We start from the raw sequence: 13,875 nt of genomic DNA on the forward strand, positions 1-13,875 counted from the left end.
GCTCACTTTTTTTGATAGATTCGCTCATCACGGTTCAGTTCAGAAAAAGCTTCATGATGTGAAGAGAAACGCAAGTTCTCCCGCGCGCCCAGACCGAGAAAACCTTTTCGGATCAAGGCATCCTTGAACAGGCCGATGGCGCGATCCTGCAAGTTGCGGTCAAAATAAATCAACACGTTGCGACAGGAGACAAGGTGTACCTCGGCGAAAACGGCATCGGTCACCAGGCTGTGATCAGAGTAGACGGTGCGCACGCGGAGGCTTTTGTCGAACACGGCCGCACCGTAGGCCGCTGTGTAATATTGAGAGAGCGAACCGCGGCCGCCGGAGCGGCGGTGATTCAGTGTGAAAGCTGGGATGCGGTCCAGTTCATACACGCCGCTGTCCGCTTTTTTCAGCGCGTCATTGTTGATGTCTGTGGCGTAGAACATTGTCCTGTTCTCCAGCCCTTCCTCGCGGAAGAGGATCGCCAGAGAGAGCAATTCCTCGCCACTGCTGCAACCGGCCACCCAAACTTTTAGCGAAGGATAAGTGGCCAGGAGCGGCACCACAGTCTCGCGCAGTGCCTTGAAATAAGTGGGGTCACGGAACATCTCGCTGACCTGCACGGTCAGGAACGGCAGCAGTTGCGGGAAGAGGGCAGGGTCATGAAGCACCTTCTCCTGCATCGCGGAGAAAGAGGCGTAGCCAAAGCGGTCAAGCGCCTGCACCAGCCGGCGTTTCAACGAAGCGTGAGCATATCCGCGAAAGTCGTAATGGTACTTGTGGAAGATCGCTTCGAGAAGCAGGTGCAGCTCGATATCTTCTGTGGATGGAGACTTCGTCGGTTTCATCGCGGCATCCACACACGCACGAGTGAGAGCAGTTTATCCACATCCAGCGGCTTGGCCATGTAATCGTTCGCACCAGCCTCAAGGCATTGCTCCTGGTCGTTTTTCATGGCCTTGGCGGTGAGCGAGATGATCGGGAGCTTCTTCCATTCCGGGCGCTTGCGGATCTCCCGCATCGCGGTCAGGCCATCCATCTCCGGCATCATCACATCCATCAATACGAGATCCACTCCCTTCTCGGGCATCACTTTCTCCAAGGTCTCGATGGCCTCGCGTCCATTCCGGGCGATGAGCAGTTTCACGCCATGCGGTTCCAGGAGACTTGTCAGGGCGAAAATATTTCGTACGTCATCTTCCACGATCATGATGCGTTTGCCTTCCAGCGCGGCATCACGGCTGCGGGCCTGTTGGAGCATCTTCTGCTTCTCCGGCGGCAACTCTTCCACGACCTGATGCAGGAAGAGGGTGACTTCATCCAGCAGGCGTTCAGGCGATTTCGCACCCTTGATGATGATGGATTTCGAGTAGCGGCGGAGTTTCTGTTCTTCTTCAGAAGACAGTTCGCGTCCGGTATAAACGATGACCGGCGGGAACGAATAGGAGTCCTCTTTGCTCAGAGTTTCTAGCAGTGCCAGGCCGGATTGATCGGGCAGGCTCAGGTCGAGCACCATGCAATCGAATGTCTCGCTCTTCAGGCGCTCAAGGCAATCCGAGGCGGTCTGAGCGCCAACGGTTTCCACGTCAGCAGAGGCGAGCAGTTTCCTGACACTGTCGAGTTGCACCGCATCGTCTTCCACCACAAGAACGCGCCGCAATTTCTGCGAGAGTTTGATCTCCAGCTTGTCGAAAGCTTCGACGAGCTGTTCGCGTTTGACGGGCTTGAGCAGATAACCTACGGCGCCCAGTGAGAAGGCGGTCTGCACATAATCGGCTGCAGAGACGACATGGACCGGGATGTGACGCGTGCGGTTATCGTTCTTCAAGCGGTCCAAGACGGACAGTCCTGAATGATCCGGCAGGCCCACATCCAGCACCACGGCGCTGGGATTGTATTGCAGGGCCAAGGCCACGGCTTCTTCGGCGGCCACGGCAACGAGGCAGTGGAAGCCAAGTTCCCGGGCGAGATCGTAAACGATGCGGGCAAAGGATTCGTCATCTTCCACCACCAGGATGATGCGGCGATCACCGCTGAGTTTTTCGCGGTCATCCTCAAAAGTCCGGGCGCGACGAGGAATGGCTGCTGGAGCGTGATGAGGCGGATGATAAGCAGGAGCCGTGCTTTCTGTAGAAGCTTTTGGTTTGGAAGCTGGAGTAGGGGATTCTTCCGCCAGCTTCAGCGGCTCGCTGGAGAACTTCACCGGCAGCTGAACGGTGAAGGTGCTGCCGCTGCCGGGCTCGCTCTTCACGGTGATGCGACCACCCAGCAATGAAACGATCTCACGTGAGATAGAAAGGCCCAGGCCGGTTCCACCATATTTGCGATTCGTGGTGCCATCCGCCTGGCAGAACGGTTCAAAGATGATCTGCTGCTGGTGCTTGGGGATGCCGATGCCGGTATCGCGAACGGCAAAGCTGATCTGGTTGCCGCCTTCGCGAGTGAGTTCCAGTGTGACTTCACCGCGCTCGGTGAATTTGATGGCATTGGCGAGCAAGTTTTTCAGCACCTGTTCGAAACGTTGTGAATCCGTCTCGACCTCTTCCGGCACATCGGCTGAGGCATTCACGCGGAAGGTCAGGCCTTTCTGACCGGCGAGAGGCTGGAAGGTGTTGCGCAGATTCTCCAACATGCGGGAGATGGAGACTTGCTCCAGATTGATCTCCATTTTGCCGGACTCGATCTTCGAGAGGTCCAGCACATCGTTGATGAGGGCGAGCAAGTCGTTGCCAGCGGAGTGGATCGTTTGCGCGAACTTCACCTGTTCCGCCGTAAGGTTGGCAGATTTGTTGTCCGCCAGCAGCTTGGCGAGGATCAGCGAGGAATTGAGCGGCGTGCGCAATTCATGGGACATGTTCGCGAGGAACTCGGACTTGTAACGGCTGGCCTGCTCCACCTCGTGGGAACGTTTCTCCAGTTCATCCTTTGCCACTCCGAGATCGTCTTTCTGCTTCTCCAGCAGTTGCGTCTGTTCCTCCAGATGTGCGTTGGTCTGTTCCAACTCGGCCTGTTGCTGTTCCAGCCGGGCTTGTGATTCCTTGAGCGCGCGGCCTTGTTCTTCGAGTTCTTCGTTGGAGACCCGGAGTTCTTCGCTCTGAGCTTGCAGCTCTTCGGCCTGACGTTGCGTTTCCTCCAGAAGTTCCTGCAAGCGGGTGCGAAACTTTGCCGAACGCACGGCGACCGCGATGGATTCGCTGAGGCGGGTCAGCAATTCCACATTGGCATCATCCGGCCATTCGAAATAGCCCAGTTCGATCACGGTGTTTACATTGTGGTCGATAGATGCGGCTGCGATGAGCAGATGGCGGGGCGGTGTCTGGCCCAAGCCTGAACCGACGGCCAGGTAGCCGGTCGGCACATCATGGACGATGAATGTTTTGGCGTCTTTCGCGGCCTGCCCCAAAAGACCTTCGCCGAACGCAAACTTGTCCGGAAGTTTGGCGTCGGCAGGAAGTGCGTAGGAACCAAAGCGTTTGAATGCGCTATCATCCTGGATGAAGATGGCTCCCGCCTTGGCCTCGGTATATTCAGCGAGGAATTTGAGGATGCTATCACCCAGTTGCTGAAGATTTTGATCGCCGCTCATGCATACACTCAATTCGTTCTGTGCCGTCTGGAGCCATTGATCTTTGCGGACGGTCAGGCGGATGCGGATGAACTGGTTGCCGATGATGGCGGTGACCCAGATGGTGAGCAGACCAAAGGCGCGGTTCAGCATGGCCACGTTCTTGGAAATGCCGGGTTCATCCGTCAGGAGGCTGAGGCCCAACAGGGTGGTGGCGATGGCGGCAACCATATAAGGCACCTGGGGCCGCCACAGGAAAAGTGTAAGGACCAGCGGCAGCAGGTAAAAAATCCATACTGCGATGCCCAAAGCGGTGAAGTAATCCGCCACCGCAACCGTGCCCAATGAGAGGGCGATGGCGATGTAAAGTCCCTTGGATTGTGTCTGCCGGATGGCCCTCATATCTCAAATCTTATCTGTAAAATACTGCTTTGGCTTGGAAGCGAGGACGGGCGAGGCACGCGAAACGATGCCATTCATGCATGACTCTTACGAAGTCCACCAATTCCTCCAAACGGTTCGGTTTCATCACGTAACAGTTGGCGTGAAGACTGTAAACGCGCCGGATATCCTCTTCCCGGCAGGAAGCGGTGAGGACATAAACAAAAAGTCCTTCACAACTGGGTTCGTCCCGGAGCCATTCCAAGACCTCGAAGCCATTCATGCGAGGCATGTTCAGGTCGAGCAGGAGGATGTCTGGAAAAGGGTAGGCGTCACGGTCGGCAAAGGCCGATTCGCCCAGCAGATACGCCTTGGCCTCCAGGCCGTCACAAACACTGTGCAGACGGCTGGAAACGCCAGTTTGCTTAAAAGCCTGACGCATGAAGAAAATGTCATCTGCATTGTCCTCAGCCAGGAGTATATTCAACGGGTGTCCCATAATCTATCCTATCCAATCGGGAAGGGATAGACCCGAAATAACTCATGAGCAAATCGCAGAAGGCATTTTTTGTCCGCTTTTTGGATAGGGCCAAGGCGACAGGGGGATACCCTGCCGCCTGGCTATGAAGAACTGTCAAGTAGACCGTTCACTTTTTGGCTGAAGCCTTGATGCTGAAATCATCATAGTGAACATCCACTGGATTTGTGGTCAGGCTGACGAGGGACTTGGTCTCGTGGGTGACGCCTTCGGATTTGAAGGTGCCTACGGCCTTGCCATCGATACTTACGGAGACTTCATCACCCTTGGTCTGGATGACGAGGGTGTGCCATTCTTTCAGGCTGGTTGCGGTGGGGATGTTCTTTGTCTTGGTCGCAAGCATCTTCTTCTCGCCGTCAGAGAGGGATTTCGGATCGGCTTTGCGCTTGGTGTAGATCTCGTTCTTGAAATTGCCGGTCTTGGCATCAGCGATGGTCACGGCCTTGGGATTCACCGTGACGCTGCAGATGTGGCCAGCATGAGAGCCTTTGTAATCCTTGTCATCGAACCAGACGTTAAAGCTCTTCGCCTTCTCGCTCACGAAGCGGAACTTCACGGACACTTCGAGATCGCGCTCGCCGGGGAATTTGATGCTGTCCACGGCGGAGTGGTCGGAGTTTTCCGGGGTGATGCCCATCAACACGCCATCTTTCACCACGCTGCCGCTCTTGTAATGGCCCCATTGTTTGCCGAACGCATTCGCCGAGAAATCATCGGAGAAGATCGCCTTGCTGTAATAACCGGACGGTTCAGCGGCGAATGCAGAGGAAGCAGCAACAGTGGCGAGAGCAAGGGCGACGAGTGATTTCATGGATGCGACTGTAGGCCTCACAGGGAGAATTTCAACAGGGGAAAATGGCTCGCTGCACTTCATGGATTGCATGGAACGGCAATGCCAATATGCTCATCGCATCATGAAATCTACCCAGACCATTGCTGCGTTCTTCGGCTTCGTGCTGTCTGTTTCTGCTTTCGCTCAAGATGCCAAGCCGTTGCTGGTCACGGAGAAGGTAGCAGTAATCGCGGCCCCGACTTTCAAGGAAGATCTGGAGAAACCTTTCAGCGTGGCGAAAGGGAAGTGGACGGTGAGCGATGGCGTGATGACGGTGCTCGATCTGCCGGAGGAAAAGCACATCCCGGTGTTGCATCACAAGGTGGGGTTGCAAGAGGCAGTGATTGAGGTGGAGTTCTTCCTGGATGGTCCCGGCAATTTTCTGGTGGGCTGCGATGGTTCCAAACATATCGGTCGTGTGGTGGTGAATGCCGGGGGATTGAGCATCGCGGAAGATTCCGTGGCACCATCTCATACCATCGCGAAACTGCCGCTGACCGTGAAGCCGAATGAATGGCACAAGCTGCGGGTGGAATGGAAGGAGAACAAGATGGCCGCGAATCTCGATGGCAATGAATTGAAGGCCGAGCACGAATTTCTGGCCGGGGCGAAAGCGCAAAGCTGGCTGGCCGCAGGCAAGTCCGTGAAGGTGCGCAATCTTAAGATCAGCGGGGTGAAAACGCCTACCAAGCCCTGAATCATGTCACTGCACATCCGGCCAGAGAAACCGCAGGACATCCCGGAAATCCATCGCTTGCACGTCGCTGCCTTCGGTGGCCCGGGTGAAGCGCGATTGGTGGATGCTTTACGTGCTGCGGATGCGCTAACCGTTTCCTTGGTGGCAGAGGAGGGCGGGGCTGTCATCGGTCACATCGCTTTCAGTCCGTTGGAGATCATCGTCGAGGACGGCACGACGCGCGGATTGGCGCTGGCACCGGTTGGTATATTGCCTGCGCATCAAAGACGTGGCATCGGCTCACGCCTGATCAAGGCTGGTTTGGATGAAGCGCGTCGGCTTGGTTGGGAGATAGTTATCGTCTTGGGCCATCATGATTACTACCCGCGCTTCGGTTTCGTCACCGCCAAGCCGCACGGAATCCTTTGCCCGTTCGAAGTTCCTGATGAGGCGTTCATGGTGTTGGAGTTGCAAAGTGGTTCGATGGCTAGGCATCACGGCATGGTGAAGTATCACGCGGCTTTTTCGGCATTGTAGAATCCCGTGACATCGTGTTGATTCCGTTCCGATGAGCATCGCAACGAAGACTGGGGACAAGGGCACGACGGGTTTGATGTACAATCGCCGTGTGCCCAAGAGCCATCCGCGTGTGGAGGCTTACGGTTGCGTGGATGAGCTGAACACCGCTCTTGGCATGGCACGGGCGACGGCCTCACACGATTTCGTGAAGGAGAACTTGCTCGCGATCCAGAAAGACCTCGTGACGTTGATGGGCGAACTGGCCACGGGAGTGGACGACCTGCCGCGTTATGTGAAAGACGGTTTTCTTCTGGTGACACCGGCGATGACGGCGAAGCTGGATGCTCTGGTGAAAGAAATCGAAGCGCAGAAAGTTTCTTTCAAAGGCTGGGCAACGCCGGGCGCTACGGTTCATTCAGCAGCATTGGATGTCGCACGGACGACTTGTCGCCGGGCGGAGCGTCGTGTGTGTGCCTTGCATGAACTGGGGGCTTTGCAGAATGATGAGATCATCATCTACCTGAACCGTCTGGCCGATCTGCTCTGGCTATTCGCCCGCTGGGTGGAGACGAAGGAAGAGAAGCCCCAATAAAATCAGTCTTTGCTGGTGGTCAGGACGCCGGTGTGCAGCCGCATGAGATATGGACGCGGCATGCCATCAAAGGTGGTGAAGCTTCCGGCTGCGAACATGCCTTCACTGGCGGTATATGTCAGGGTGCGGACTTGACCATTGGCGCCGCCTCCATTGGCGAAATCGGAGTCGATACTGCCATCGAGCTTTAACCGGATCAGCCGTCCCCAAGCTTGACCATTGAAAACAGTGAAGTTTCCACCCACCCAGATCCGGCTGGCTCCTTCCATCTTGATGACCGGAATGAACGCATTGGCCCCTGTGCCGACATTGAAGCTGTTATCCCGGCTGCCATTGGGGTTCAGCCGGACGATGTAGTTTGCCGGAGCGTCGTTAAAGCTGGTGAAGCGGCCGCCTACCAACACCTTGCCATCCGGTTGCAGTTCCAGAGCCAGCACATTGGAATTCAATCCCGTGCCCACATTGAAGGAAGTATCCAGGCTGCCATTGGGCATGAGGCGGGCGATGCGATTGCGACTGACGCCATGGATCTTGGTGAACGTTCCGGCGATGAGGATGCGCCCGTCCTTTTGTATCACGATCCGGTCGATGTCATCATTGGAGCCGGGCAGGGGATTGAAACTTTCGTCCACAGTGCCATTCGGATTGAGGCGTGCGAGACGGTTGCGGATGTGTTCTCCGGGACGCACTTTGGTAAAACGTCCGGCAATGAATAGCTTCCCGTCCGGCAAAACATGGATGGCGCTGACGTGAAAGGACGGGATCTGAGTGACAAAACTTTTATCGATGCTGCCATCGGCATTCAACCGGACGATATGAGTGTGTGTTTGCCCATTGAACACTTCGAAAGCTCCACCGACCAAAATCTTTCCATCCGGTTGCAAGGTGATGATATGGATCTCGTCATCGGTCTTGCCCAGTCCGGGTTGGAACGTTTCATCCACTGAGCCGTCGGCATTGAAGCGGGCGATGCGATTATGATTTGCCTCGCCTAATTTGGTGAAACGACCGGCCACGAGATACTTTCCATCCGGCTGACGGGCGGAAGTGTAAACGATGGCATTGAGGGCCGCCTTTGGATTGAAAGATTCATCCAGGCTGCCGGGCATGTCTTTGACCATGCGGGCGGTGGCTGGATTCGTGGAGACACTGTTGGTAGTTGGTGGAGCAGGGGGTGGAGCGATCGGTTCCTCAACGGTTCGTTGGTTTTCCGCGACAGGAGCCGGTTTCGGGCGAAGGGCAAAGGCCGCGACACCCGCGATGACGAGCACGAGGATGACGGCGATCGCAGGAATCAACCGATTCTTTTTTACAGTTACAATACCGTCAGATTCTTCTGAGGTGTTTTCAGATGGGGTGAAGGACGCGTCTGCTTCATCGATGTTTTTCAGGTCCAGCCGTTCCACTATTTCTTTGGCGCTGGCGGGACGCTGGGCAGCGTCATTGGCCAGACAGGCCATGATGAGCGTGCTGGCTTCGGGCGGTACCTCATTCGTGAGGCCTTGTTGCCAGAGGGTTTCATTGAGCGGCTTGGCCGTGGCGTTGATTACCCGTGCATTGATATCGCCGGTGGAGAAAGGCAGACGTCCGCTGAGCAATTCATAAAGCGTCGCTCCCAGGGCATGGATGTCATCCGTGATGTGCGCAGGCTGTCCGCTCAGTTGCTGCGGGCTCATGTAGCCGGGGGTGCCGGTGATGGTTTTCACTTTGCTGCCTGTGCGGGATTCATCAGCCGTCATGGAAATGCCGAAATCCGCCAATTTCAAACGGCCTTTCGCATCCACCATGAGGTTGGCAGGCTTCAAGTCACGATGAATGAGGCCTTCGTTATGGGCGTAGGTGAGCGCATCGCATAGTTGCTTCACCAAAGGTTTGATCTGTTCCCAAGTGAAGATTCCGTGTGGCTGCTGGTGACGCAGGTTGTGAAGGTTTTCGCCTTCGATATACTCCATGGAGATGAAGGGAGTTTCATCAGGCGATTCATGCAGGTCGTAGATGCGGACGATGTTCGGATGGGAAAGTTTGCGGCTCTTGGTCGTTTCCTTCTGCATCTCCCGGAAGGCGGCCATGTCCTTCACAATCTCGTAGGGGAGGAACTTCAGGGCCACTTTTTCATGGAGACGGGAATCTGCTGCCAGCCAGACACTGCTCATGCCGCCCTTGTCCAGCATGCGGAGCAATTCATAACGGCCATGCCCTACAAGCTGGCCGGGGGCAAGTGGTGCCGAGGTGTCTCCTCCTTCAGTGGGCTGCATGGGGACAAAACTGTCGTCCCGCCTTTCGGATTGCGAGAAATTTTTTTTAGCGAAAGGTGATGAAAAAAACGGATGAAGCCGGTGTTGGGCCTCATCCGTCTGGTGAAAATCTGAACGGCGTTGGCCGAGGCTTACAGTCCGCGTTGGACGAACTCCAGCGCGATCACGGTATAAGCCGTGACCAGCGTCGGTTCTTTTTCCCACCAACGGGCATTTTCCTTGTTCACCCAGGAGCCATCTGATTGCTGCATGTTCATTAAATGCAGGGCGAGATCTTTGCGCCAGTTGACAGTCTGGCCGTCCTTCGTCTTGAGTTCATCGATGCCATAGGTGTTCAGCGCCTTGGCCATGAGGTGGTAGTAGTAGTAGAGCCCTTGTGCGCCCATGCCCGGATTTTCTTTCAGCGTGTAGTTGTTCTCCAGCCAGTCCACAGCGCTCGTCACACGCGGGTCGTTCTTTTTCAGATCGGCGTAGATGTAGCTGAGCACGCCCGCGTAGGTCATGCTGCCATAGGTGCGGAGGGTCACCTTGCCGGTCACGGCATTGGTGATGCCCGGGGCCTTGGATTCGCCGGGGCTGTAGACGAATCCACCGGCTCCATTGTTCTCGGGAGCAGCCGTTTCGCCTTTCTTCGGCAAGTCCTGGCAGTTCTGGATGAAGCTCAGTGCGGCTTCCCAGTTCAGGTCTTTCACATTATTTTTTTCACCGTCTTTGACGATGGCCTTGGAGTAGTAGATGGCTTGCAAGGCCACAAGGGTCTGGCTCATGTCCGCCTTTTCAAACACATGGCCGTAGCTGTAACCGCCGTCATGCGGAGAATCGATCTTGCCCTTTTCATTCAGGTCGAATTGCGCGGCGATGAGGTAATTGCGCGCCTTCTCGATGGCGGGGCGATACTCCGGGTCTTTGGCGAGCACCAAGGCCATCAAGGAGAGGGAGGTGTTGTAAGTGATGAGCTTGTTCGCATGAATGCTGCCGTCTTCCTTGGCGTTCTTGAGAATGAAATCGTAGGCGAGTTTGAGCTTGGCGGCATCGGCCTTGGTGCGAGCGCCGGAGGGATCGCCTTGAATGGCGGTGACGGCGAGGGCGGTAATGGCCGGATGTTCAGCGGGTGCCCAATGACCTTCAGGCGTTTGCTGTTTGGCGAGGTATTCCAGACCGCGATCAATGGCGCGCTGGACTTCTTGCGCGAGCGAGACGTCCTTGGTCTTGTCTGGGATTTGCTGGCTGAACGCGAATGCGGGCAGCAGCAATGACATCGCTGCTGTGAGGATGAGCAAAGGCTTACGGCTTGGTTTCATATTTATCAGGTTTAGCATACGGCTTGATCAATTCAATGGTGACGGTGACGGGAGTTCCGTTCGTGGGAAGATTTTTGGTCTCTGCGAGCCAGTTGTCATCGTCCTCACGCTTGGGGCGAGGATTGTTGATGAGGGCATCGTGGTCGTGGATGTTAGAGACGATGGAGAGTTCACGCTGGGCGACGAAGGCACCATTGAAGATCCATGAACCGTTGTAGGTCCAATCACCTTTCGTCATGGTGGCTTTTGTGGATTTATCGTGAACGGTTTCTTCAGCGCGCTTTTTCACCTTCTCGCCTTTTTCATCCTTATACTCGAACCACAAGGCGATGGTATCGCCTGCCGTGGTCTTGTCTTCAACGCGTTGGACGGGTGTGAGATTTGGGCGGCCTTTGGCTCCGATGAGCAGCATGGCGAGATGGATGTGGTAAGGCTCCGCATCAGTCTTTAGAACGCTCTCATGGATCTTGCCACCAGTGTTCACGAGCCAGTATTCCACGATGTCCTCACCTCGCATGTTCACCACCGCCGGGAAAGAAACGGTCTTGGCCTGCTTGTTCAGGCGCACGATACCCAGCTCGAAAACTCCGTCCGAGATCTCCTTCAAGGTGGGCTTTGCCGGAGTATTGGTCGGGGCAACGGAGTTAGTCTTGGAAAGGTCCAGTGACAAAGGGCGGCTGCCGGTTTGCGCTGAAGCAGAAATGCCAAGCAAGCACAGGGCGATGATGGAAAGTATAGTACGCACAACAACGGGTCACTAAAGGCAAGGCAGGGGAGAGGTTATCCCTTTCTGCGACGGCTGACAAACTAGAAATATGGGAATGGGTTGGATTACCCACTGAGCGATGAAAATGTCCCCAATTCTTTTCTGGCTCGTCATTTGCGGATGTCCCAAAGCTGGGCTAACTAGAGGGGCGAAGGACCTCGGGAATTGCAGGGTGCATGAAGTTGGAGATTGCCCATGGCAGTCCGGGAGACTAGCGTTACCCACAGTTCGCCAGCGGCGGATCAGGTGGGACCAAGCAGACACATATCGCTATGAGCAAAACATGTTTTTCCAGCACTGAAATCACGGAGATGGTCGAGGGACTGCACAAACTTTCACATAACCTCTGGTGGACTTGGAACCAGGAAGCGCAGGAAGTGTTTCAGGAGCTGTCTCCGCGTGCCTGGCAAAACCTGTATCACAATGCCGTGGCGGTGATGCATGAGGTTTCGGACTACGAGTTACGCATGCGCCTGCAGGATCATGAATTCGCGCGTCGTGTGCATGAGGTGCTGGAGACGTTCAAGAGCTACTTGGAAGACAAGGAAACGTGGGGCGCGCAGCATGGGCCGAAGCTCCAGAAGAATCCGGTGGCGTATTTCTCTGCGGAGTTTGGTTTCCATGAAACGTTGCCGATCGCGGCCGGTGGCTTGGGTATCTTGGCGGGTGATCATACGAAGTCGGTGAGCGATCTCGGTTTGGGCTTCGTGGGCATCAGCCTGTTCTATCGCGAAGGTTACTTCCAGCAGGCGATCAATCATGAGAACTGGCAGACGGAATATTACACGCTGCTGAATCCGAAAAATCTTCCGCTGGAACCGGTCTTGAATGCGAAGGGTGAACCGCTCATCTGCACGGTCTGGATGGCGACCTCGCAAGTGTCTTTCCGCGCTTGGCGCGTGAATGTGGGTCGCGTACCGGTCTATCTGCTGGATACGAATCTGCCGGAGAACGAGCAGCATTATCGCGATCTTACTCTGCGGGTTTACGGTGGTGATAGCACAACGCGTATCTTGCAGGAAATCCTCCTGGGCATCGGCGGTGTGCGCCTGATGCGTGCGCTGGGTATTCAGCCTTCGACCTTCCACATGAACGAAGGTCATGCGGCGTTCCTCGTGCTGGAACTGGCGCGGGAGAAGATGGCGTCAGGTATGAAGTTCGAGCAGGCACTGCAATCCACGAAGCAGGAATGTATCTTTACGACGCATACGCCGGTGCCGGCTGGGCATGATCGTTTCAGCCGTGACCTGGTGAATTACGCGCTCTTGAAAGTGACGCAGAGCCTCGGTCTTTCCGGTGAGCAATTCATGGGCTTGGGCCGCGTGAATCCGGCAGATGCGAACGAGCTTTTCTGCATGACGGTTCTGGCCTTGCGCGGTTCCCGCGCGGCGAATGGCGTGAGCGAACTGCACGGGCAGGTGAGCCGCGAGATGTGGCACTGCATGTATCCGAACGGCAAGGTGGCCGATGTGCCGATCGGTCACATCACGAACGGCGTGCATACGCTCGGCTGGATGAAGGGCACAGTGCGGCGCTTCTGGCGTCGCAAGTTGGCGGCGAACAAGCCGGTGGTTCCCGCCGGTGAAGAAACGGCGTTCTGGACCAAGAACCCGGCGCTGCATCTCGAGAACGAGGTGGACAAGCCGGAGTTCTGGGCGCGCATGGCGGATCCGGAATTTGTCTCGGATGAAGAATTGTGGGCGTTACGTTTCAAGCTGCGCCGTGAGTTGGTGGAGTTCGCACGTCGTCGGTTGCTCATCCAGGGGCGCAGCTTTGCGCAGAATGATTTCATCACGCTGGACCAGTTGCTGAACCCGAGCGCGTTGACAATCGGTTTTGCCCGCCGCTTCGCGACTTACAAGCGTGCGCCGCTGATCTTCGATCAATACGAGAGCGTCGTGAAACTGGTGAAGGACAAGGAACGTCCGGTGCAGTTCATCTTCGCAGGCAAGGCGCATCCGCGTGATGACGAAGGCAAGCGTTTCATCCAAAAGGTGATCCACCTGAGCAAGCACTCGGATCTGACTGGGCATCTGGTGTTCATCGAGAATTACGACATCCACGTGGCGCGCCAGATGGTGTCTGGTTGCGATGTGTGGCTGAACAATCCGCGTCGTCCGTTGGAAGCCTCCGGCACGAGCGGTCAGAAGTGCGGCTGCCATGGCGTGCTGAATCTGAGTATCATGGATGGCTGGTGGCGCGAAGGCTACGATGGCACGAACGGCTTCTCCATCGGTGATGATTCGCACCCGGACAACATCGAGGAACAGGACAAGCAGGACAGTGCGAACCTCTACAAGGCGTTGACGGAAGAGGTCATCCCCAGCTTCTACAATCGCGATGCGAATGGCATCCCGCGCCAGTGGATCCAACGCATCCGCCGAGCGATGGTCACACTGGTGCCGAAGTATGGCACGTGGCGCATGGTGCAGGACTACGCGAACAAGTATTACATCCAGAAGTAA

At 55.9% G+C, this 13,875-nt stretch carries 11 protein-coding genes; 4 read left to right on the forward strand and 7 right to left on the reverse strand.

The window, feature by feature from the left end; translation table 11 throughout:
- Positions 1 to 2 precede the first annotated feature (2 nt).
- From VGH19_11775 to VGH19_11790, 4 genes are all read right to left on the reverse strand, one after another.
- Positions 3 to 833, reverse strand: a complete 831-nt coding sequence (locus tag VGH19_11775; protein HEY1172041.1) for a CheR family methyltransferase — start codon at positions 831 to 833, stop codon at positions 3 to 5.
- The gene (locus VGH19_11780; GenBank protein ID HEY1172042.1) at positions 830 to 3,952 is read right to left on the reverse strand and encodes a response regulator; all 3,123 of its coding nucleotides are present in this window, start codon (positions 3,950 to 3,952) and stop codon (positions 830 to 832) included. Before VGH19_11780 ends, VGH19_11775 begins: the two co-directional genes overlap by 4 nt.
- A gap of 10 nt (positions 3,953 to 3,962) precedes the next feature.
- Positions 3,963 to 4,430, reverse strand: coding sequence for a response regulator (locus VGH19_11785; GenBank protein ID HEY1172043.1), 468 nt, complete (start codon positions 4,428 to 4,430; stop codon positions 3,963 to 3,965).
- Positions 4,431 to 4,578: 148 nt separating this feature from the next.
- Positions 4,579 to 5,280 carry a hypothetical protein gene (locus tag VGH19_11790; GenBank protein ID HEY1172044.1) on the reverse strand — a complete coding sequence of 234 codons (702 nt, stop codon included), beginning with the start codon at positions 5,278 to 5,280 and terminating at the stop codon, positions 4,579 to 4,581.
- A gap of 103 nt (positions 5,281 to 5,383) precedes the next feature.
- Here VGH19_11790 and VGH19_11795 point away from each other — a divergent pair, with 103 nt between their 5' ends.
- Genes VGH19_11795 through VGH19_11805 form a run of 3 tightly spaced genes read left to right on the forward strand, consistent with a single transcriptional unit; the run spans position 5,384 to position 7,088 of the window.
- Complete coding sequence (locus VGH19_11795; GenBank protein ID HEY1172045.1) at positions 5,384 to 5,998, forward strand: hypothetical protein; 615 nt, start codon at positions 5,384 to 5,386, stop codon at positions 5,996 to 5,998.
- A gap of 3 nt (positions 5,999 to 6,001) precedes the next feature.
- Positions 6,002 to 6,514, forward strand: a complete 513-nt coding sequence (locus VGH19_11800; GenBank protein ID HEY1172046.1) for an N-acetyltransferase — start codon at positions 6,002 to 6,004, stop codon at positions 6,512 to 6,514.
- 31 nt (positions 6,515 to 6,545) lie between these two features.
- The gene (locus VGH19_11805; GenBank protein ID HEY1172047.1) at positions 6,546 to 7,088 is read left to right on the forward strand and encodes a cob(I)yrinic acid a,c-diamide adenosyltransferase; all 543 of its coding nucleotides are present in this window, start codon (positions 6,546 to 6,548) and stop codon (positions 7,086 to 7,088) included.
- Positions 7,089 to 7,090: 2 nt separating this feature from the next.
- On the opposite strand, the gene VGH19_11810 is transcribed toward VGH19_11805, so the two are convergent.
- From VGH19_11810 to VGH19_11820, 3 genes are all read right to left on the reverse strand, one after another.
- Entirely contained in the window at positions 7,091 to 9,343 is a 2,253-nt protein-coding gene (locus VGH19_11810; protein HEY1172048.1) for a protein kinase, read from the reverse strand.
- Between the two features lie 131 nt (positions 9,344 to 9,474).
- Entirely contained in the window at positions 9,475 to 10,644 is a 1,170-nt protein-coding gene (locus VGH19_11815; GenBank protein HEY1172049.1) for a prenyltransferase/squalene oxidase repeat-containing protein, read from the reverse strand.
- Positions 10,628 to 11,389: a YdjY domain-containing protein gene (locus VGH19_11820; GenBank protein HEY1172050.1), complete on the reverse strand. Its 762-nt coding sequence runs from the start codon at positions 11,387 to 11,389 to the stop codon at positions 10,628 to 10,630. The genes VGH19_11815 and VGH19_11820 overlap by 17 nt, the downstream gene beginning before the upstream one ends.
- Before the next feature lie 293 nt (positions 11,390 to 11,682).
- Between VGH19_11820 and glgP the strand changes: the two genes are divergently transcribed.
- On the forward strand, positions 11,683 to 13,875 hold the full coding sequence (glgP, locus tag VGH19_11825; protein HEY1172051.1) for an alpha-glucan family phosphorylase: 2,193 nt from the start codon (positions 11,683 to 11,685) through the stop codon (positions 13,873 to 13,875).

It is taken from the genome of Verrucomicrobiia bacterium (genome assembly GCA_036405135.1).
Taxonomy (GTDB): Bacteria; Verrucomicrobiota; Verrucomicrobiia; order Limisphaerales; family JAEYXS01; genus JAEYXS01.

Bases quoted from the DNA above. Each gene is read 5' to 3' on its own strand.
- VGH19_11775 (HEY1172041.1), bottom strand. From the start codon at position 833: ATGAAACCGACGAAGTCTCCATCCACAGAAGATATCGAGCTGCACCTG.
- VGH19_11780 (HEY1172042.1), bottom strand. From the start codon at position 3,952: ATGAGGGCCATCCGGCAGACACAATCCAAGGGACTTTACATCGCCATC.
- VGH19_11785 (HEY1172043.1), bottom strand. From the start codon at position 4,430: ATGGGACACCCGTTGAATATACTCCTGGCTGAGGACAATGCAGATGAC.
- VGH19_11790 (HEY1172044.1), bottom strand. From the start codon at position 5,280: ATGAAATCACTCGTCGCCCTTGCTCTCGCCACTGTTGCTGCTTCCTCT.
- VGH19_11795 (HEY1172045.1), top strand. From the start codon at position 5,384: ATGAAATCTACCCAGACCATTGCTGCGTTCTTCGGCTTCGTGCTGTCT.
- VGH19_11800 (HEY1172046.1), top strand. From the start codon at position 6,002: ATGTCACTGCACATCCGGCCAGAGAAACCGCAGGACATCCCGGAAATC.
- VGH19_11805 (HEY1172047.1), top strand. From the start codon at position 6,546: ATGAGCATCGCAACGAAGACTGGGGACAAGGGCACGACGGGTTTGATG.
- VGH19_11810 (HEY1172048.1), bottom strand. From the start codon at position 9,343: ATGCAGCCCACTGAAGGAGGAGACACCTCGGCACCACTTGCCCCCGGC.
- VGH19_11815 (HEY1172049.1), bottom strand. From the start codon at position 10,644: ATGAAACCAAGCCGTAAGCCTTTGCTCATCCTCACAGCAGCGATGTCA.
- glgP (HEY1172051.1), top strand. From the start codon at position 11,683: ATGAGCAAAACATGTTTTTCCAGCACTGAAATCACGGAGATGGTCGAG.